Raw genomic sequence first — 19,069 nt, 5'->3', positions numbered from 1 at the left:
GTAGAGCGGCTTGTAGCCGATGCTGACCACTTCGACCGGGTAGATCTCGTCGAAATACGAGATGTTGAGCTTGCGGCCTTCTTGGCAGTAGGCGTGCGGCAGGTAGGCCAGCGCGATGTTCTTACCGATGGTCGGGCCGAAGGCGATCGAGGTCGTGTAGGAGCGGCGGCCGAGATCGTCGATGAGGACCTCGCCGGTTTCCGGGTCCATCACCGGCAGGTTGCCGAGCGGGTAGCGCTTCACGCCGTTCCTGTCCGTGTTCTCGGTCATGACCAGCGTGCACAGCATGGCGGGCTGGTGGGGCCTGGCCTTGTATTCCAGATGCTTGGCCTTGCCGCGGAAATCGGCTTCCTTGACCTTCGGACGGGCAAGGTCGGCCTCGATCAGATTGTACTGGGTGAGCAGGTCGGCGTTCTGCAGACGCAGGCTCTTTTCCATGCGGCGCGAGTTGGCATAGGTCTCGACGCCGACGGCCATCGCGCCGGTGGAGCGCAGGGCATCCCAGACGGCGAGGCCGTCCTCGTACTTCATGTGCAGTTCCCAGCCCTGCTCGCCGACATAGGAGATGCGGAAGGCGGTCACGGACTTGCCGGCGATCTCGATCTGCTTGATCGCGGCGAAGGCGAAGTTCTCTTGATCCAGGCCGGCAGGATCCGCGACGACCTTCTTCAGGTTCTCGCGGGCATTCGGGCCCCAGATGCCGATGGTGATGTATTTTTCCGACGTGTCGGTGATGGTGACGTCCAGCCCACGGTCTTCGGCAACGCGCTTCATGTAATGGAAGTCGCGCGGGCCGGCATCGGCGCCGTTGACGAGGCGGCAGCGGTCGGCCATGCGGAAGACCGTGAAGTCGGCACGCACCATGCCCTCGTCGTCGAGGAAGTGGGTGTAGATGCCCTTGCCGATATTGCCGTCGCCGCCGATCTTTGCGGCGCAGAGCCATTCCAAGAGCTCGACATGGTCGGGCCCTTCGATATCCACCATGTGGAAGTGCGAGAGGTTGATGATGCCGACGTCCTCGCTGAGCGCCAGGTGCTCGGCGTTGGAAACGCGCCAGAAATGGCGGCTGTCCCATTCGTTTTCACGCACCGGCACGCGGTCGCCGTATTTTTCCAGGAGGTGCTCGTTGGCGGCGTAGCCATGCGCACGCTCCCAGCCGCCGAGTTCCATGAAGTAGCCGCCGAGTTCCTTTTCGCGCTCGTGGAAGGGCGAGCGCTTGGCGCCACGGCCCGAGGCATAGGGTTCGCGATTGTGCACGGCCGGGAAGTAGATTTTCTGAGCGGCCTCGTAGGAGCGGCCCTCGATGAACTCTTCCGTCAGCTGGTGCGGGTAGAAGCGTGAATAGTCGATCGAGTTGTGGTCGATCTCGGTGCGGCCATCCGTCATCCAGTCGGCGATGAGCTTGCCGTAGCCGGGGCCGTCCTTGACCCAGATGGCGACGCAATACCACAGGCCGCGCACCTTCTGGCTCTCGCCGCAGGACGGGCCGCCGGCGGCGGAAACCTGCAGGAGGCCGTTGAACGAATGGCCTTCGTTATAGCCGAGTTCGCCGAGGATCGGCGTCAGTTCCATGGCCTTTTCGAGCGGCTCGAGGATCTGCTCCATGTCGAGGTCGCGCTGCGAGGGCGAGAGGCGCGCCTCATGCTTTTCGAGAATGTCGCGGGGGTGGCAGAGGCGCGGATTGGTCTGCTCGTAATAGCCCCACTCGATCTGGCCGCCCTCGGTGGTCTTCGGGTCGCCCGTATCGCGCATATAGGCGGAGTTGCCCTGGTCGCGCAGCAGCGGGAAGCCGATTTCCTTGCCGGTGCCTTCGAACTCGTTGTACGGGCCGAAGAAGGTCAGCGGATGGTCGACCGGCATGACGGGAAGATCCTCACCGACCATTTCGGCGATCAGGCGGCCCCAGATGCCGGCGCAGACGATGACGTGGTCCGCCATGATCGTGCCGCGATGGGTGACGACGCCCTTGATGCGGCCGCCCTCGACGATCAACGACTGAGCCGGCGTGTTGCCATAGACCTGCAGCTTGCCGGACTTCTCGGCGGCATCGACCAGCTTGCCGGCAACCGTCTGAGAACGCGGAACGACAAGGCCGGCATCCGGATCGAACAAGCCGCCCATGACCTGATCTTCCTCGATCAGCGGGAACATCTGCTTGATTTCGGACGGAGAGACATAGTGGGCGCGCGTGCCGAACGCCTTGGCGGAGGAGAGCTTGCGCTTGATCTCCTCCATCCAGGTATCGTCGCCGGTGCGGGCGACTTCCAGGCCGCCGATGCGGGCGTAGTGGCCCATCTTCTCGTAGAAATCGATCGAGTACTGGGTGGTCCAGACCGAGAGATAGTCGTGGCTCGTCGTGTAGCAGAAGTCCGAGGCATGCGCCGTCGAACCGATGTCGGTCGGAATGCCCGACTTGTCGATGCCTACGATATCGTCCCATCCGCGCTCGATGAGATGATGGGCGATGGACGCGCCGACGATACCACCCAAACCGATGATGACGACCTTCGCCTTTTGCGGAAACTCTGCCATGTGCTGGACCCCGATGAAATATTGCGGCCGATCTTAGGGCCTGTGTTTGCGCCATTAAAGCCTGTCTGCGACGGGGCTGCGACCAGTTCCGACAGTGCCCTGTCCGGCCCCTGTCCGGCGAGCCGACCCTAGCGGATCGTCCTGCCTGCGCAACGGCTTTCGTGAGATGCGTTTTGCGCGTGGCACTGTGACTTTGGAAGCCCATGCCGGGCATCGCCTGTCACATTTGCTATATATCGGCGGGATAGAGCGCTGGGCGCATCGGCAAGAGGGGGGAATTGGTGGACGATACGGCGGCGCAGGCTGATCAGGTTTCTCCCCAACCGGCCCATGGGGTCTCCTTCGGCGAGGCGCTCAAGGTGTGGGCGCGGGTGGCGGCGTTGAGTTTCGGCGGACCGGCGGGGCAGATCGCGGTCATGCACCGCATCGTCGTCGACGAGAAACGCTGGATTGGCGAGGGCCGTTTCCTCCATGCGCTCAACTATTGCATGCTGCTGCCGGGCCCGGAGGCGCAGCAGCTTGCCGTCTATATCGGCTGGCTGATGCACAAAACGCTGGGCGGCCTCGTCGCCGGCCTGCTCTTCGTCCTGCCCGGCTTCCTGTCGATCCTCGCGCTGAGCTATGTCTATGTCATCTTCGGCGATGCGAGCGTGGTGGAGGGCCTGTTCTTCGGGCTGAAGGCGGCGGTGCTCGCCATCGTCGTGCAGGCGGTGTTCCGCATCGGCAGCCGGGCGCTCACCAATCCGGCGATGCTCGCCATTGCCGCAGTCGCCTTCCTCGCCATCTTCGCGTTCAAGGTGCCGTTCCCGCTCATCGTCCTTCTGGCCGGCCTCATCGGCTATCTCGGCTCGAAATCCGGCTCGCGCCTGTTTCGCACCGCTGCCGGCCATGCGGCGGGCAAGGGCGCGATCTTGCAGGATCGCGATTCGCTGCTCGGCGAGGCGATGCCCGCCCATGCGCGGCCCGGGCTCGGCTGGTCCCTGAAAATCTCGAGCACGCTGCTCTGTCTTTGGCTGCTGCCGGTCGCGGTCATCTGGTTCGTCGCCGGTGGCAACAGCGTGTTCGCGCAGATCGGCATCTTCTTCAGCAAGATGGCGGTCGTCACCTTCGGTGGCGCCTATGCGGTGCTTGCCTATGTCGCGCAGGAGGCGGTGCAGCACTATGGCTGGCTGAAGCCCGGCGAAATGCTCGACGGCCTCGGCATGGCCGAGACCACGCCGGGACCGCTGATCATGGTGCTGCAATTCGTCGGCTTCCTCGGCGCCTACCGCGATCCCGGCAGCCTCAGCCCCATGACGGCAGCGACGCTGGCGGCGATCCTCACCACCTGGGTCACCTTCGTGCCCTGCTTCCTGTGGATTTTCCTCGGCGCGCCCTTCATCGAGCGGCTGCGCGGCAATGCCGCGCTGTCCGGGGCGCTTTCGGCAATCACCGCCGCCGTCGTCGGCGTTATCCTCAATCTGGCGGTCTGGTTTGCCGTGCACACGCTGTTTGCCGAGGTGACGGTGCTTGCCGCTGGGCCGCTTCGCCTCGAACTGCCGGTGCCGGCCACGATTATCCTGCCCTCGGCGCTGCTGGCCGTGGCCGCCGCCGTCGCGCTTTTCCGGTTCAAGATTTCCGTGCTGCCGGTCCTCGGCCTCTCGGCGCTGGCCGGCATGCTCTGGACACTTCTTTAGATCTTAGACCACCACATTGCGCACGAACCGCACCACGCCGTCGCCGGCATTGAGATAGGAATAGCGCTGGTCGGTGGCATAGACGGCAAAGCTGCCCGTCGGAAAATCCTTCGCGGTGCCGGACAGCTCCAGCCGCAGCGTGCCCTCGGTGACGAAGATCATCTCGTGCCACCCGGCCGGGTCCGGCTCGGCGTCGTAGCGCTCGCCCGGGCCGAGCGACCAGTGCCACATCTGCGCCTCGGTCGTCGCGGGCGCGGAGCCGAGCAGAACGGCGGCGCTCTCCTCGTTTGCGCCGCGCCACGTCACCTCGTTGATTTCCGATGACGGCGGGCGGGCCGGGTCGCGCACCAGATCGACGAAGCCGACGCCGATGGCGGCGGCGAGCTTGTCGAGGCTCGACAGGCTGATATTCGCATCGCCCCCCTCGACCGCCACGATCATGCGCCGGCTGATGCCGGAGGCCTCGGCAAGGGCGGCCTGGCTGAGGCCCGCCTTCTGGCGCAGACGCCGCAAATTGCCGGATACGTGGGCGAGGACGTCACTGCGTTCTTGACTGTGCAATATACTGCTCATATCGTTTGTTTGAAAAATCGGCATCGCCGCATGACACCTTCTAACCCGAAAGGAGCCCGCCATGAAGATACGTGATTTCGGCGTCGAGATCTGGATGAACCGCTATGAGAACCATTGCGAGCTGAACCTTGCCGAAACCTGCGTGGAATCGCTGACGGTGGAGGAATTGCTCGATATGGCCGGCAAGAAGGAGGCGATCCTTGCCGAGCTCTTGCCGATGAAACTGACCTATGGCGCCATCGAAGGCAGCGAGCGGCTGCGCCGGCTGATCGCCGGCCTCTATGAGAAGCAGGCGATGGAGAACGTCGTCGTCACCCATGGCGCGATCGGCGCCAATGCGCTGGTGCATGAAACGCTGGTGGAGCCGGGCGACCGCGTCATCTCGGTCCTGCCGACCTACCAGCAGCATTATTCCATCCCGGAAAGTTTCGGCGCCGACGTGCAAATCCTCAAGCTGACGGCCGAGCACGGTTTCCTGCCGGACCTGGAAGAGCTTCGCAGTCTCGCGACGCCGGGCACCAAGCTCATCTGCCTCAACAACCCGAACAATCCGACCGGTTCGCTGATGGATCGCGCCTTCCTGCTTCAGGTCGTCGAGATCGCCCGCGCTGCCGGCGCCTGGATCCTCTGCGACGAGGTCTATCGCGGCACGGATCAGGAAGGCGGCGGCATGACCGCCTCGATTGCCGATCTCTACGAGAAGGGCATTTCGACGGGCAGCATGTCCAAGACCTATTCGCTCGCCGGCCTGCGCCTCGGCTGGATCGTCGGCCCGAAGGATCTCTTGCACGCCGTCTCCATCCACCGCGACTACAACACGATCAGCGTCGGCATGCTGGACGATCATTTCGCGGCGATCGCCCTGGAACACCGCGACAAGATTCTTGCGCGCAGCCACGCCATCACCCGCACGAACCTCGCCATCCTCGCCGCCTGGGTGGAGAGCGAGCCGCTGATTTCCTGGGTAAAACCGAAATCCGGCACGACGGCGCTTCTGAAATACGACCTGCCGATGACGTCGGAAGCCTTCTGCACCAAGCTTCTGGAAGCCACCGGCGTGATGCTCACGCCCGGCAGCGCCATGGATATGGAGGGGCACCTGCGCATCGGCTACACAAACGGCGAAGCGGTGCTGCACGAGGGGCTCAAGCGGATTTCCGCCTTCCTGAGGCAGGAGCAGGCAGCACGGGCCGCCTGAACGCATCCTTAACGAAGGCTTGCGGCACCCATGCGCTAATCGCATGGGTGTTCTGCCATCTCAGCGCTGTTCCGCATTGCAGCATAAAGCTATAAAGCGGTCATCGAAAGACGCGGCGCCACGGACCGGTGCCGAACAGAGAGCCTCCGGAAAGGGGATCATCATGAACATGGCACGCTCCTTCAACAATTGGCGCAAGTACCGTCAGACCGTCAACGAACTCGACCGTATGACCACGCGTGAACTGCGCGATCTCGGTATCGAACGTTCGGAAATCAAGATCGTCGCCCGCGCGGCCGTCGGTTTCTGATCGACGGGCTGCAAAGCCGCAGAATTTGGAACGCCCGCCTTCCGGTGGGCGTTTTTGCATGTGCGAACAACTTCTCCGCGATCACGATTGGTTCGGCGAGTTGAGATATTCGATCCGCGCATAGCGCATAGCTGCATTGCAAAACGATGCCTATGAAATGATCAAGAATCGGATATAGTCATATTTATCGAAGCAACGTACCTCCTCCCACGAAGCTTCGATTGTGCAGAAGGCCCACTCCTCCTCCCAGGGCCGACTGCGGGAATGGCGGCACTCCTCCTCCCAGTCGCCATTCGGTTCTATCGGAAAGCCTGCCGCACCTCCTCCCGCGGCAGGCTTTTCCATTTCTGGACCCTGCTTTCCTTCCCAATCCGCAATTGCCGCCTTTTCAGCCTAATCATCACAGGCTTTTCACCAGAGTCTGTTTCCCTGTATTTTTGAAAATATAGCGCTGGCCATGTCGCAAATGCCGATATATTCAATGGGATATCACGCTGCCGGGAAGGCAGGAAAAGGGAGAGCCGGAATGAATCGTCGCCTGATTTTGAAACTCGTCGTCGCCGCCTTGGCGTCGCTGCCGCTTGCCCTGCCGGCCGCCGCTGCCGAAAAGGTCACCGTCTTCGCCGCCGCCAGCCTCAAGAACGCGCTGGACGCCGCCAATGCCGCCTGGTCGAAGGACAGCGGCAACGAGACGACCGTTTCCTATGCCGCAAGCTCGGCTCTCGCCAAGCAGATCGAGGCGGCAGCACCCGCCGATCTCTTCATCTCGGCCGACCTTGCCTGGATGGACTATGTCGCTGAAAAGAAGCTGATCAAGGACGACACCCGCGTCAACCTGCTCGGCAACCGCATCGTGCTCGTCGCGCCGAAGGGCAAAGCCTCGGCGGTCGAGATCAAGGACGGCTTCGATCTCGCCGGCCTCGTGGGCGACGGCAAGCTCGCCATGGGCGCGGTCGACAGCGTGCCGGCCGGCAAATACGGCAAAGCGGCGCTGGAAAAGCTCGGCGTCTGGTCCGCGGTCGAAGGCAAGGTCGCCGGCGCGGAAAGCGTGCGTGCGGCGCTTGCGCTCGTCTCGCGTGGTGAAGCGCCCTACGGCATCGTCTACCAGACGGATGCCGCCGCCGATCCGGGTGTCGCCGTTGTCGGCACCTTCCCGGAAGACAGCCACCCGCCGATCATCTACCCTGTCGCCATCCTCTCGGAATCCAAGAGTGCCGCCGCTACCGCATATCTGGACTTCCTGAAGTCCGACAAGGCCGCGCCGTTCTTCACCGCGCAGGGTTTTTCCATCCTGAAGTGAGACGAGCCTCGCGACAGCCGCGGTTGCTATGTTGGGCCTTCGTTTCTGGAAACCTCTCGCTTGCGATATAGGTCGTTGCCTTCGGAATGCCCCTCACCCTAACCCTCTCCCCGCAAGCGGGGAGAGGGGACATGCCCCACGAATGGCGTTGTTTGAGGAAAGCGGTGCGGCATATTCCCTTCGCCCCGCTTGCGCGGAGAAGGTGGCCGGCAAGCCGGATGAGAGGCGCGCCATCGCTATGGCGGCAAACAAGGAGCATTCGTGGACTGGCTAGCACTCAGCGCTGAGGAATGGACGGCGATCCGGTTGAGCCTTCGGGTCTCGTCGGTGGCCGTGCTCGTCAGCCTGCCGCTCGGCATTCTCGTGGCGCTGGCGCTGGCGCGCGGCCGGTTCTGGGGCAAATCCTTGCTGAACGGCATCGTGCACATGCCGCTCATCCTGCCGCCCGTCGTCACCGGCTTCATCCTGCTCATCCTGTTCGGCCGGCGCGGCCCCGTCGGTGGCTTCCTCAACGACTGGTTCGGCATCGTGCTCTCCTTCCGCTGGACGGGCGCGGCACTCGCCTGCGGCGTGATGGGCTTTCCGCTGATGGTGCGCTCCATCCGGCTCTCCATCGAGGCCGTCGACCGCAAGCTGGAGGAGGCGGCCGGCACGCTGGGCGCAAGCCCCGCCTGGGTCTTCCTCACCGTCACCTTGCCGCTTGTCCTGCCCGGCATTCTCGCCGGCATGATCCTCGCTTTTGCCAAGGCAATGGGCGAGTTCGGCGCCACCATCACCTTCGTCTCCAACATTCCCGGCGAAACGCAGACGCTGTCTTCCGCCATCTATACCTTCACCCAGGTTCCCGGCGGCGATGCCGGCGCACTGCGCCTAACGCTCGTCGCCATCGCCATTTCCATGGTGGCGCTGCTTGCCTCCGAAATCCTGGCGCAGCGCCTCGGCCGCAAGGTGCACCTCGAATGAGCCTCGTGGTCGAAGCCCGCCACCGGCTCGGTGATTTCTCGCTGGATGCCGGCTTCACCGCCGAGGGCGGCGTGACCGCCCTTTTTGGTCGCTCCGGCTCGGGCAAGACCTCGCTTATCCGCATCATCGCCGGCCTGACGCGGCCGTCGGAGGGGCGTGTGCAACTCGGCGACGACGTGCTGGTCGATACCAGCCGCCGCCTGTTCGTGCCGCCGCACCGCCGCCGCTTCGGCTATGTCTTTCAGGGAGCGCGTCTGTTCCCGCATCTCACGGTACGGCAGAACCTGAATTACGGCCGCTGGTTCTCGCCGAAGGGCGCGCGCTCGGAAAACCCGGGCCGCGTCGTCGATCTGCTCGGCATCGGCGACCTGCTCGATCGCCAACCGGCGAACCTCTCGGGCGGCGAGAAGCAGCGCGTCGCCATCGGCCGCGCGCTGCTGGCATCCCCGCGTCTGCTGCTGATGGACGAGCCGCTCGCGGCCCTGGACGAGGAGCGCAAGGCCGAGATCCTGCCCTATCTCGAACGTCTGCGCGACGAGGCCGGCATTCCCATCGTCTATGTCAGCCATTCCGTCGCGGAGGTCGCGCGTCTCGCCGACAGGGTGGTGCTGATGGCCGGCGGCCGCGTCGAAGCCGTAGGCCCGGTTTCCGATGTGCTCGGCGGTCCGCATCTGGCTTCCGCCATCGACCGCCGCGAGGCCGGCAGCGTGCTGGCGGGCCGCGTTGAGGCGCGCGATGCCGAACATGGCCTCGCCACCATCCGCCTCGATGGCGGCGCCGCCATCCTCGTGCCGGGCGCCATGGTGTCTCCGGGGGACGCGGTTCGCCTGCGCATCCCCGCCCGCGACGTCATGGTCGCGACGGTGCGCCCGGAGGGTTTGAGCGCGCTCAACATTTTGGAAGGCACGGTGGAGGCGATCGAGCCCGACGGGGAGGGCATGGCGAGCCTGCGCATCGCCTGCGGCGGCGATCATGTGCGCGCCCGCATCACCGCATGGTCGGTCGAGCGGCTTGGCTTGACGCCGGGCCTGCCGGTTCATGCCGTCATTAAAACGGTTGCTCTAGAATAGGCTTTCTATTCGGCGAGATTGGCGACGACCCAGCCGATCTCGTCGGCAAGTGCGGCCTGTGCCTTTTCTTCCATTGCTTGATAATGCGCAATCAGCGCCTCGCCAAAGGGTGTCAGCACCGCGCCGCCGCCCTGCTTGCCGCCGCGCTGCGATTCCACCACCGGCTCGCGAAACAGCCGGTTCATCTCGTCGACCAGAAGCCAGGCCCGGCGATAGGACATGTCCATCGCCCGGCCGCCGGCGGAAATCGAGCCGGTCTCCTTGATACGCGCGAGAAGCTCGATCTTGCCGCGCCCGATGCGTCCCTCCGGGTCGAACTGCAGGCGGAAGATGAGTTTCGGTTCGCTTTTGCCGGATGCTGACATGAAAATGGGCCCGTACTGGATACGGGCCCAGATATAACAGCGTTTTGCGCCGTGGGAAGTTTAAGCTGCGCGCTTCAGCGCATCGCCGAGGATCGAGACGATTTCCTCGAAATGCTTCTTCTCGGCGATCAACGGCGGCGAAAACGCGATGATATCGCCGGTCACGCGGATCAGCAGGCCCTTTTCGAAGCAATCGACGAAGACGTCATAGGCGCGCGCGCCGACAGCGCCGTCGCGCGGGGCAAGCTCGATGCCGGCGATCAGGCCGATCGTGCGGATGTCGATGACATGCGGCAGGCCCTTCAGCGAGTGCATCGCGGCATGCCAGTCGTCCTGCTGCTCGACGGCACGGCTCAGAAGACCCTCGTCGCGGTAGATGTCGAGCGTCGCGATACCGGCGGCGCAAGCGGCCGGATGGCCGGAATAGGTGTAGCCGTGGAACAGCTCGATGGCGTTTTCCGGGCCATGCATCAGCGCGTCGTGCACCTTGCGGCTCGCAAACACCGCACCCATCGGGATCGCGCCGTTGGTGAGGCCCTTGGCGGTGGTGACGAGATCGGGCGTCACGCCGAAATAATCGGTCGCGAAGGCAGCACCCAGGCGGCCGAAGCCGGTGATGACTTCATCGAAGATCAAGAGGATGCCGTGCTTGTCGCAGATCGCGCGCAGCTTCTCGAGATAGCCTTTCGGCGGGATCAGCACACCTGTCGAGCCGGCGACGGGTTCCACGATGCAGGCGGCGATCGTCTCGGCGCCATGCAGCGCGACCAGCCGCTCGAGATCGTCGGCAAGCTCGGCGCCGTGCTCCGGCATGCCCTTCACGAAGGCGTTCTTGGAGAGGTCGTGCGTGTGGCGCAGATGGTCGGAACCGTTGAGCTGCGGGAAGACGCGGCGGTTGTTGAGAATGCCGCCGACCGAAATGCCGCCGAAGCCGACGCCGTGATAGCCGCGCTCGCGGCCGATGAGGCGCGTGCGCGTGCCCTGGCCGATGGAGCGCTGGTAGGCGATCGCCATCTTGAGTGCGGTATCGACCGATTCGGAGCCGGAGCCGGTGTAGAACACGCGGTCGAGCTTGGCACCCTCCGGACCGGGGGCGATTTCGGCGAGACGTTCGGCGAAATCGAAGGCGATCGGATGGCCCATCTGGAAGGAGGGCGCGAAATCCATCTGCGTCAGCTGGCGCTCGACGGCAGACGCGATCTGCCGGCGGCCGTGGCCGGCATTGACGCACCACAGGCCTGCGGTGCCATCGAGCACCTTCCGGCCGTCGGCGCTGGTGTAATACATGCCTTCGGCACTCGCGAGCAGGCGCGGGGCCGCCTTGAACTGACGGTTGGCGGTAAAGGGCATCCAGTAGCTGTCGAGCACCGGTGCATTGGGTTTGTTATGGGCGTTCATGGCAGATCTCCTCTGGCTGGCGCGATAGACGCCATGATTTGCCATGCCGAACAAGTCCTTTTCTGGTTGACGTCAAGCCTTTGAAATTAAAGGATGCAAAAAGGAAAGTTTTCGCTATTTCGAACATCTAGAACAGGAAATGCCATGTCGGTCGATATCGGGGGCAGGCTGCGCCACCTGCGCATGGCCCACAATCTCTCCCAGCGCGAGCTCGCCAAACGCGCCAGCGTGACCAATTCGACGATCTCGCTGATCGAATCGAACGCCTCCAATCCGTCCGTCGGCGCGCTGAAGCGCATCCTCGACGGCATTCCCATCGGCCTTGCCGAATTCTTCGCCTTCGAGCCCGACCGTCCCAAGAAGGCGTTCTACCGCGCGGACGAACTGGTGGAGATCGGCAAGGGGCCGATCTCCTTCCGCCAGATCGGCGACAACACCTTCGGCCGCAGCCTGCAGATCCTGAAGGAATGTTACCAGCCCGGCGCCGACACCGGAAAGGTGCTTCTGGTGCATGAGGGCGAGGAGGGCGGCATCGTACTGTCCGGCCGGCTGGAAGTGACCGTCGACGACGAGCGCCGCATCCTCGGACCGGGCGACGCCTATTATTTCGAAAGCCGCCGCCCGCACCGCTTCCGCTGCGTCGGACCGGTGCCTTGCGAGGTCATCAGCGCCTGCACGCCGCCAACCTTCTGACGCCTCGCCTGAAATGCAAAAAAAGCCCGCCGGAGGCGGGCTTTTCAAGAGGCAAAACCGATCAGGCCTGCGACGTCGTGGTGTCTTCGACGGGCGCGCCGGGGCCGTTCTTCTTGATGGAATCGATGGCGTTCTGCGCGCTGGCCTTCGAGGAATACCCTTCCGTCGAGAACATCACTTCGCTGTTGTACTTGAAGCGAACGCGAAATTCGCCAGCCTTGTCCTTGTAGATCTCGAACTTGTGCGCCATGGGTCTTTGCCTCCGTGCAAGTGTGAATCAGGCAATCGCAAACTGCCAGCCGCCGGGAGCGCTGACAAGAGCGCATGGCGGTTCAAAATGCTTGTTTATTAGTTGGATTACATGCCGAGGCTCTGTGATCTCTCAAGAATGAATACTTGGACGGTCCGCCACGATTGAGAGCGGGCCGCAAGAGAGCTTGGTGATGCTCCGGCTCGGCAAGGCAGAACTCGGCCCGCGCGTTGCGTCCGGGAATATTGCGGGCAAACTGCGTCTGCCAGGGCCGCATGCAATTGGCCATGCGGGCGAGGTCAGCGGCGTTGCCAGAACGAACAGCGCCCGTCGCGATTATGCCGCCTGCTTTTTCCGAAGGCCCAGAAAGGCAAGGGCTCCGGCGCCAATGCCATAAAGCGCCCATTCAAATGGCAAGAGATCCGCGGTCTCGCTGCGGATCGGCAGCATGGCCACGGTACCGGGCGACGTTTCAAAGCCGATCTTTCCCTCTGCTTTCGCCTGAGCGATCTGATCCGGCGAAACCTCCCATTCTGCACCCCGGGTGGTATCCCAGGCCATCTTTCCGCCGCCGACGGCAAGCGCGACGAGTGCTGCAAGAACGAGGTTTCTGGCTGTCGACATGATTGATTTCCCTGCTGATTTTCCGATCAGGAAAATAGACGGCGAGCAAAGGAGAGGCAAGCCGCGATGTTCTGCACGCGATTACATCGGGCCACGGCGTGGGAGGGAAGGTCGCGGGAGCGCCTTGGCTAGAGAATGAAATCGCCCTTCGCGAAGTTGATGAGGGCGTCGAACCTGACCGAGAAATCGGCGGTACCGTCGCCGTTGGTGTCGGCGTGAACGAATGTATCGCCACCACTTTTCGTGTAGCGCAATTCCCCGGCCTTCTTGTGGAAGCCATCGGTCCCGATGAATTTGAAAGCCTGGTCGTCGCCGATCCTTGTGTTCGCATCGATCGCCTTCAGGTCGATCTTGTCGCCTTGCGCCCGGCTGAAATCGAAGACCGTATCGCGAACCGTCAGAGTCGATTCGCTGGCCAGCTTGAAAAGAAACGTGTCGGCACCGGTTCCGCCATAAAGCTTGTCCGCCCCGGCGCCGCCTTGCAGCGTATCGTTTCCCGTTCCACCCATCAGCGTGTCGTTGCCGGCATTGCCGTAAAGTTTGTCCGCCCCGCCGAAACTGGTAATGTAGTCGGCCTTGCCGCCGCCCTTGACCGTGTCGTTGCCGCCAAGCGCGGTGGCGATGACCTTGTTGTCATCGGCGAGGGAAATGGACAGGGCTGCCTTGTAGATGGCGGTCGCGGCGATCTTCACGCCTTCCAGCGTCAGCACACGTTTGCCCTCAAAGCTCACGAAATAGGTGTTGACCGTGCCGCCGATCGGCTCACCGGACCCATTGTAGCGAAAGCCGGTCCCGCGAAATTCCTCGTAGTAACTGCTACCGTAATAGATGCGATAGAGGGATGAATTCGACACATAGTCGGATCCATTCAACAGGCCCTCGAACGAGATCGCCCGCATATCAAGCCCAAGCGCCTTGTCGACGGTAATCGTAGCCATATCCCGCTCCCTTTTGCGGGAAATTAACCATCGACTCGCCCAAAAGTCGAGAGGGCGTGCAGCGGAGATCACTGTTCAAAGCGAAGCAGCGAACCGAAAATCAGAAACTATGAAGAAGGGGAATTGGCTGGGGAACCTGGATTCTCACATGATTTCAATAGCTTAGTAGAAAAGCCTTGAAATCCCCTCTGTTTTTCCATCGCGAGCGACCGTGGATGCCACCTTTGTTCCCTGGCTTTGGGCATCAGTCAACCGGAGGGCATAGCGGCAATAATTTCCGCGGTGGGACGTCAAGTTTGCGGTCAGGCGCCCATACCGCGCCCTGCAGCTTCACGCCTCGATCTCCGACATTCCGCGCGCATCTCGGTCGCCTCCGAAAAACGTCATCTGGCTCGAGGCTAAAAACTCACGTCTAGGCGTGGTCCGCTTCGATCCGCGGCCACCAACGCCTAGTAAAAGGCGCTTGCCGTTTTATAGGCCGCTCCTCTGGGCATGGGCGAAGGCCGTTTTCAAGCGGATAGGTCAATAGCAACTATTCGGCACGTACTTGCCGAACGGCTCAATCTCAGGTATATCTGCATTATAGGGGGGGCTCGCATGAAAATCGGTCTAGTTTTCCCGCCACCTTTCGACCTGACCCAGCCGTATCTTAGCTTACCTATGCTGGCGATCTTTTTAAGTCGCCAAGGACATGAGGTCGTTCAGCGCGATCTAAACCTCGCATACTACGATCATGTCTTGACTAGGTCTTATCTGCTCCAAGTTATTGAGCTGGCGCGCGAAGTTCTCGATGGACAAGGGAACGCCGAAAGCAATTCAGAATGGCGCGATCTACTGAACCGTGCCGTGACAGTTGGGCCGGCCGTTGCGGAGCTGATCGACAGTGCCAAGGCGGAGCTGCGCGACGCCACCGCGTTCTATGACCCAGATCGCTACGCGAAGAACTACCGGATCCTTCATCGCGGCTGTGAGCTCCTTTCCGCTGCATTCTTTCCGTCGCGTATCACACCGACGACTTACGTCAGAGGGTATGAGACGGAAACTATAGCCGACCTTCTGGCCGCCTCGAAACCCAGCCCGCAGAACCCGTTCGCGGCGGTGTTTGAGGAACTGTTTGTACCTGACCTAGTCGCACTCGATCTCGATATAGTGGGCATTTCGGTCGTCTATTCCGACCAGATCATCCCGACATTCACGCTTGCGCGGCTTATCAAGGCAAAGGCGCCACGCGTCCCAATTCTCATCGGTGGCGACGTCTTTTCGCATATGGCGCGATTGCCAGAAAGCAACATCGCCACCCTCTTTGAGTTTATTGACGGCTTCGTGCTAGACGACGGTCGAGCCCCGCTCTCCGCACTCTGCAACGGAACACCACTCCAAGAGATTCCCGGAATAGTCACGCGGGGCGGTTCCAGGCGGCCCGCACCAACACCGGCGCGTTTGGAGAACTATGACACGTTCGGCGCGCCCGACTTCAGTGGCCTGCCGCTGCAAAAGTATTTCGCGCCTCCGCACGTACTCCCTCTATTGAGTGGCAAAGGCTGCGAGTGGTCGAAATGCCTCTTCTGTTCAGAAAGCTTCTCAAAGCACTATGCGCCCCAATCCACGGATGTAGTGGTTGGAACGATAGAAAGGCTGGTGGACGACTATGGCATCCGCTGCATCATGTTCGCTGACGTAGACATTCCTCCAGAACGGCTCGCCGCACTCGCAGATAAACTGACCGAGCGACGAATAGAAGTTTCTTGGTCTTGCTACGCGCGACTGACGCGCTGGATGGATCGTGCGCTTATTGAGAAGATCGCGCAGGCGGGCTGTCGCCGCCTGTATTTCGGCTTCGAAAGCGCGAGCCAGCGTGTCTTGAACCTCATGCGAAAGGGCACGCAGATCGGCAAAGTGCCAGAAATCTTGGAATCCTGCTGGACCACCGGGATTTCTCCGCACCTCTTCACCTTGGTCGGATTCCCAGGGGAGACTTTGGATGAGGCCATGTCGACGGCAGAGTTTCTCGTTGATCACCACCACCACATCGGCTCCTTCAATCTTGGTGCGTTCAGACTGCAAACCTTCTCCGACGCCTTCATCAAAGCCGAGACACTCGGGGTTGAATCGACGCTTACGCCCGTTGCAAGAGCGGACGCTCTCGCCCACGACTATCGGGTTCGAGGAGGTACGGATATCGACGACGCTGTTCTGCTGTCGGCTAAACTTACTCAGTCGGCCTATGACCGAATTTCGAAGGTCGATGCCTCATTCCAACTCCATGCCGGCTCGAATTATGTCGGCCGAAAGGGTGTGCCGCCTTGGAACAGCCACTCCCTGGCATATCTGAGGAATTATGGCTCTGGCTGGAATGCCCGTCAGGAGCGACCAGCTCATGTTGAGCTCGGCGAGGCACAGGCACCGCTAAGCGCCGGGTTAGTGGAAGTCGAACGAAGCAGCGACGGCCATACCGTGATCTTCAATCCGAGGAACGGCAAGTTCCTGGCGTTAGAGCAGAAGATGATGCAGTTGCTCGAATACTGCGATGGGAGCCGCTCCGTGCATCAGATCGTGAATCGCATGGCAGTCCACGGGGTCGCCGACAGCCGTGTCATCCAAGGATTGAGCCAGGCGTTGCACGAGGACCTCGTGACATTGGTCTCGTCGTGTAACGATTGGCGCGAATTCGCGACTGAATCGACGGCGCGGGCGAGTAGAGCCATTCCCTAAGTAGATTGTCGTTGAAAGAGGAGGATAAAATGATCGGCGTAAGAAAATGCTCCATGTGTGAAAAGACTGTCGGAGAACAACATCCGGTAACAGGCAGATCGGTAGAGCGTCTCGTCGTGAACAACCAACTCACGTCCTACGTCTGCTATGATTGCGTTGCGAGATGCGTGGAGATCATGGCGACGGATGCGGCGCCGGACGAGGCCACCTCCAACCGCGAACAGGCTTTAGTTGATGGCAAAGTAAACAAGGACGAACTGGCGATCCGCGAGATGCATGAGCCCGTCTTCTATTCAGAAGAAGGTTTCATTGCACCGGTCCGCGCCGCGAGATACCGGCTTGCCGCGGAGGCGAGAGCGCACAAAGAAACCGACGAAGAAGGAGGTTCTGGCGCCTAATGCAGCACCAGTTGCGCCGAGGCGCCCACATGACATCTGACTGCGCGATGGCCATAGTTTGGATGCCCTTTGCTGAGGTCCGCGTGCCTTCGATCCAACTCGGAGTACTCGCGGGCCTCGTTCGCGAGGCAGGTTGGGACGCGGAGACTTTCCATTTCAACCTCGACCTGGCTGCTCGGATACCGCGGATTTACGATGAGTTTTCGCACTACAACGAAGGCCTTCTTGGTGAGTGGCTGTTCGCTGAAACTGCATTTGGTCCAGCACCACCTGGACAGTCTGATCGATACCTTGACAACGTGGCGCGCGATCCGGTCACTCGACAGAAGGACTCGGCAATCCGCGAATACCTTCTCTATCTTCAGCAGGTGACGATTCCGGAGTTCATAAAAAGTTGCCTTGAAAGCGTCGAGTGGGAACGCTTTGATGTTGTCGGGTTCAGCTCCGTATATCAGCAGAACGTCGCTGCTCTGGCGCTGGCACGCCGATTGAAGGCTCGTTGTCCGAACTTGATCGTAGTGTTCGGCGGCGCCAATGTTCAAGGCGAAATGGGAGCGGCGTACCTAGAGGCGTTCCCTTTTATTGACCACATCTGCACGGGAGAGGCGGAACTCTGCGTGAAGCCCCTTCTGCATTGCATTGCTGCCGGCAAAGTTCCGCTGAACGTGCCGGGCATCGCCACACGAACTGAAACAGGAGCGATTCGTGAATCGGCACCGCTAACCATCAGAAGCCTCACAGGCGAGCACTTACCCGAGTATGACGAATATTTCGCTAGGCACCGCGCCCTCAAGATTTCCACGGGCATTGAGCTACCTATCGAAACCTCGCGCGGCTGCTGGTGGGGAGAAAAATCCCATTGTACCTTCTGCGGGCTGAACGGCAACGACATGCAGTTCCGAACAAAGCCTGTTGAGATAGTCATTAAGGAACTCAAGCACCTTAGCCAAAGGCACGGCGTCTTCGCCTTCAAAGCGACCGACAACATCATGCCGCGGCAGCACGTGGATGCACTGTTTCCCCACCTCCGAGACGCTCCTTACAGATTCTTCTTCGAGGTGAAGTCGAACCTCAACTTGGCGCAGCTCGGCGTCCTCAGAGACGGGGGCGTTCGTTGGATTCAGCCAGGAATCGAAAGCTTATCGACGGAGATCCTTCGCCTGATTGGAAAGGGCTCGTCCAAGTTGCACAATGTCAGGCTGCTCAAGTGGGCGCGCTGGCTTGGGATCAAGGTGTCCTGGAACTTGCTCCACGGCGTGCCTGGTGAGACGGCCACCATGTACGAAGATCAGACCGAATTGCTTCGGTTTCTCGGCCACCTCGAACCACCCGAAGGATACGCACGCATTCGAATGGATCGCTTCTCGCCACTCTTCCAATCGCGCGATGGACCGTCTGTAGAATGGTGGCGGCCTTGGGATGCTTATAGCGCGATCTATCCCCCCGCACTCGACCTGGAGCGCGCGGCGTACTTCTTTGATTACGAGGCGCCTGAAACTCTTCCAGATTCGCATCATGTGCAAATGTTCGAACGCGTGACTTCCTGGCAGACGTCGTGGGCCAACAAGCCGCCGGTCCTAGAGCTCTCCAGGCGTGGACGACAAACCGTCGTCGTGGATTCGCGATTTGGCTGGAGCGAGCGCGAACTGCCGCTGGATGCGGATTCAATACGGTTGCTCGAAGCATGCGAAGATATTCAGACACTAGAGTCTGTGCGTGATGTGGCAGACCCCGGCCGCATTGCAGCGCTTTTAGAAGCAGGTCTCCTGGTTCAGGATAGAGCGCTGCTGTTGAGCCTCGTTCTTCCGGATGCTGCCACTGCTCGGTTCACCAGGGACACACTGTTCACGTCACCCGCTCAAGGAAGGCAGAACTCATATGACCGACCGACGATGCGGCAGACTTGACACACACGCGCTTGGCCATGCCGCCGTCGGGGCCTCGGGAGCGTCAGATTGATTATCGGACTCGCCGGCGACCGTCAGCCGGGTTTTTGAAGCCGGCGGGCCTCGCTCGGCTCAAGCATATCGAGCTTTTCTGCTGATACGAGTGCGGGGCTTTTGCGAAAT

The 19,069-nt window shown here is 61.5% G+C and carries 17 protein-coding genes; 10 read left to right on the top strand and 7 right to left on the bottom strand.

Translation table 11 applies throughout. The annotated features are described in order from the left end of the window. The coding region (locus ACOZKU_RS17290) for a GcvT family protein (RefSeq protein ID WP_421579904.1) at window positions 1–2,532 on the bottom strand (2,532 nt) is incomplete at its 3' end. Window positions 2,533–2,813: 281 nt separating this feature from the next. On the opposite strand from ACOZKU_RS17290, the gene chrA reads away from it, so the two are divergent. After that, a complete protein-coding gene (gene chrA / locus ACOZKU_RS17285) occupies window positions 2,814–4,208 on the top strand; it encodes a chromate efflux transporter (protein ID WP_421579903.1) in 1,395 nt (464 codons plus the stop codon). Window positions 4,209–4,211: 3 nt separating this feature from the next. On the opposite strand, the gene ACOZKU_RS17280 is transcribed toward chrA, so the two are convergent. Beyond that, window positions 4,212–4,769, bottom strand: a complete 558-nt coding sequence (locus ACOZKU_RS17280; RefSeq protein WP_421579902.1) for a helix-turn-helix domain-containing protein — start codon at window positions 4,767–4,769, stop codon at window positions 4,212–4,214. A gap of 73 nt (window positions 4,770–4,842) precedes the next feature. On the opposite strand from ACOZKU_RS17280, the gene ACOZKU_RS17275 reads away from it, so the two are divergent. From ACOZKU_RS17275 to modC, 5 genes are all read left to right on the top strand, one after another. After that, on the top strand, window positions 4,843–5,979 hold the full coding sequence (locus tag ACOZKU_RS17275; RefSeq protein ID WP_421579901.1) for an aminotransferase: 1,137 nt from the start codon (window positions 4,843–4,845) through the stop codon (window positions 5,977–5,979). Between the two features lie 163 nt (window positions 5,980–6,142). Next, window positions 6,143–6,289, top strand: a complete 147-nt coding sequence (locus ACOZKU_RS17270) for a DUF1127 domain-containing protein (protein ID WP_421579900.1) — start codon at window positions 6,143–6,145, stop codon at window positions 6,287–6,289. 526 nt (window positions 6,290–6,815) lie between these two features. Beyond that, window positions 6,816–7,589, top strand: coding sequence for a molybdate ABC transporter substrate-binding protein (modA, locus tag ACOZKU_RS17265; protein WP_421579899.1), 774 nt, complete (start codon window positions 6,816–6,818; stop codon window positions 7,587–7,589). Window positions 7,590–7,850: 261 nt separating this feature from the next. Further along, window positions 7,851–8,552, top strand: a complete 702-nt coding sequence (modB, locus tag ACOZKU_RS17260; protein WP_314093397.1) for a molybdate ABC transporter permease subunit — start codon at window positions 7,851–7,853, stop codon at window positions 8,550–8,552. Further along, on the top strand, window positions 8,549–9,622 hold the full coding sequence (modC, locus tag ACOZKU_RS17255; RefSeq protein ID WP_421579898.1) for a molybdenum ABC transporter ATP-binding protein: 1,074 nt from the start codon (window positions 8,549–8,551) through the stop codon (window positions 9,620–9,622). The genes modB and modC overlap by 4 nt, the downstream gene beginning before the upstream one ends. 5 nt (window positions 9,623–9,627) lie before the next feature. On the opposite strand, the gene ACOZKU_RS17250 is transcribed toward modC, so the two are convergent. Then, window positions 9,628–9,987: a winged helix-turn-helix domain-containing protein gene (locus ACOZKU_RS17250; RefSeq protein WP_421579897.1), complete on the bottom strand. Its 360-nt coding sequence runs from the start codon at window positions 9,985–9,987 to the stop codon at window positions 9,628–9,630. Window positions 9,988–10,047: 60 nt separating this feature from the next. Continuing rightward, the gene (locus ACOZKU_RS17245; protein ID WP_421579896.1) at window positions 10,048–11,385 is read right to left on the bottom strand and encodes an aspartate aminotransferase family protein; all 1,338 of its coding nucleotides are present in this window, start codon (window positions 11,383–11,385) and stop codon (window positions 10,048–10,050) included. A gap of 144 nt (window positions 11,386–11,529) precedes the next feature. On the opposite strand from ACOZKU_RS17245, the gene ACOZKU_RS17240 reads away from it, so the two are divergent. After that, window positions 11,530–12,078 carry a cupin domain-containing protein gene (locus ACOZKU_RS17240; protein ID WP_421579895.1) on the top strand — a complete coding sequence of 183 codons (549 nt, stop codon included), beginning with the start codon at window positions 11,530–11,532 and terminating at the stop codon, window positions 12,076–12,078. A 61-nt stretch (window positions 12,079–12,139) separates the two neighbouring features. Here the strand turns inward: ACOZKU_RS17240 and ACOZKU_RS17235 are convergent, their stop codons facing one another. The 3 genes from ACOZKU_RS17235 to ACOZKU_RS17225 form a co-directional block, all read right to left on the bottom strand. After that, the gene (locus tag ACOZKU_RS17235) at window positions 12,140–12,328 is read right to left on the bottom strand and encodes a YegP family protein (RefSeq protein ID WP_421579894.1); all 189 of its coding nucleotides are present in this window, start codon (window positions 12,326–12,328) and stop codon (window positions 12,140–12,142) included. Between the two features lie 336 nt (window positions 12,329–12,664). After that, the gene (locus ACOZKU_RS17230) at window positions 12,665–12,952 is read right to left on the bottom strand and encodes a hypothetical protein (RefSeq protein ID WP_314093404.1); all 288 of its coding nucleotides are present in this window, start codon (window positions 12,950–12,952) and stop codon (window positions 12,665–12,667) included. Window positions 12,953–13,080: 128 nt separating this feature from the next. Further along, on the bottom strand, window positions 13,081–13,890 hold the full coding sequence (locus ACOZKU_RS17225; RefSeq protein WP_421579893.1) for a calcium-binding protein: 810 nt from the start codon (window positions 13,888–13,890) through the stop codon (window positions 13,081–13,083). Window positions 13,891–14,487: 597 nt separating this feature from the next. On the opposite strand from ACOZKU_RS17225, the gene ACOZKU_RS17220 reads away from it, so the two are divergent. The 3 genes from ACOZKU_RS17220 to ACOZKU_RS17210 are packed head-to-tail and all read left to right on the top strand — an operon-like array spanning window position 14,488 to window position 18,907. Beyond that, a complete protein-coding gene (locus ACOZKU_RS17220; protein ID WP_421579892.1) occupies window positions 14,488–16,602 on the top strand; it encodes a B12-binding domain-containing radical SAM protein in 2,115 nt (704 codons plus the stop codon). Between the two features lie 29 nt (window positions 16,603–16,631). Next, entirely contained in the window at window positions 16,632–17,000 is a 369-nt protein-coding gene (locus ACOZKU_RS17215) for a hypothetical protein (RefSeq protein ID WP_421579891.1), read from the top strand. Between the two features lie 29 nt (window positions 17,001–17,029). Further along, on the top strand, window positions 17,030–18,907 hold the full coding sequence (locus ACOZKU_RS17210) for a RiPP maturation radical SAM C-methyltransferase (protein ID WP_421579890.1): 1,878 nt from the start codon (window positions 17,030–17,032) through the stop codon (window positions 18,905–18,907). Window positions 18,908–19,069 lie beyond the last annotated feature (162 nt).

This window comes from Shinella sp. M31 (assembly GCF_049199205.1).
Taxonomy (GTDB): Bacteria; Pseudomonadota; Alphaproteobacteria; order Rhizobiales; family Rhizobiaceae; genus Shinella.
Note: the sequence above shows the minus strand (reverse complement) of the source record. Positions and strands in the feature narration are given on the sequence as shown.

What these genes read in the sequence shown, in the direction of transcription:
- ACOZKU_RS17275 (WP_421579901.1), top strand. Translation starts at nt 4,843, where the DNA reads ATGAAGATACGTGATTTCGGCGTCGAGATCTGGATGAACCGCTATGAG.
- ACOZKU_RS17270 (WP_421579900.1), top strand. Translation starts at nt 6,143, where the DNA reads ATGAACATGGCACGCTCCTTCAACAATTGGCGCAAGTACCGTCAGACC.
- modA (WP_421579899.1), top strand. Translation starts at nt 6,816, where the DNA reads ATGAATCGTCGCCTGATTTTGAAACTCGTCGTCGCCGCCTTGGCGTCG.
- modC (WP_421579898.1), top strand. Translation starts at nt 8,549, where the DNA reads ATGAGCCTCGTGGTCGAAGCCCGCCACCGGCTCGGTGATTTCTCGCTG.
- ACOZKU_RS17250 (WP_421579897.1), bottom strand. Translation starts at nt 9,987, where the DNA reads ATGTCAGCATCCGGCAAAAGCGAACCGAAACTCATCTTCCGCCTGCAG.
- ACOZKU_RS17245 (WP_421579896.1), bottom strand. Translation starts at nt 11,385, where the DNA reads ATGAACGCCCATAACAAACCCAATGCACCGGTGCTCGACAGCTACTGG.
- ACOZKU_RS17240 (WP_421579895.1), top strand. Translation starts at nt 11,530, where the DNA reads ATGTCGGTCGATATCGGGGGCAGGCTGCGCCACCTGCGCATGGCCCAC.
- ACOZKU_RS17235 (WP_421579894.1), bottom strand. Translation starts at nt 12,328, where the DNA reads ATGGCGCACAAGTTCGAGATCTACAAGGACAAGGCTGGCGAATTTCGC.
- ACOZKU_RS17230 (WP_314093404.1), bottom strand. Translation starts at nt 12,952, where the DNA reads ATGTCGACAGCCAGAAACCTCGTTCTTGCAGCACTCGTCGCGCTTGCC.
- ACOZKU_RS17225 (WP_421579893.1), bottom strand. Translation starts at nt 13,890, where the DNA reads ATGGCTACGATTACCGTCGACAAGGCGCTTGGGCTTGATATGCGGGCG.
- ACOZKU_RS17220 (WP_421579892.1), top strand. Translation starts at nt 14,488, where the DNA reads ATGAAAATCGGTCTAGTTTTCCCGCCACCTTTCGACCTGACCCAGCCG.
- ACOZKU_RS17215 (WP_421579891.1), top strand. Translation starts at nt 16,632, where the DNA reads ATGATCGGCGTAAGAAAATGCTCCATGTGTGAAAAGACTGTCGGAGAA.
- ACOZKU_RS17210 (WP_421579890.1), top strand. Translation starts at nt 17,030, where the DNA reads ATGACATCTGACTGCGCGATGGCCATAGTTTGGATGCCCTTTGCTGAG.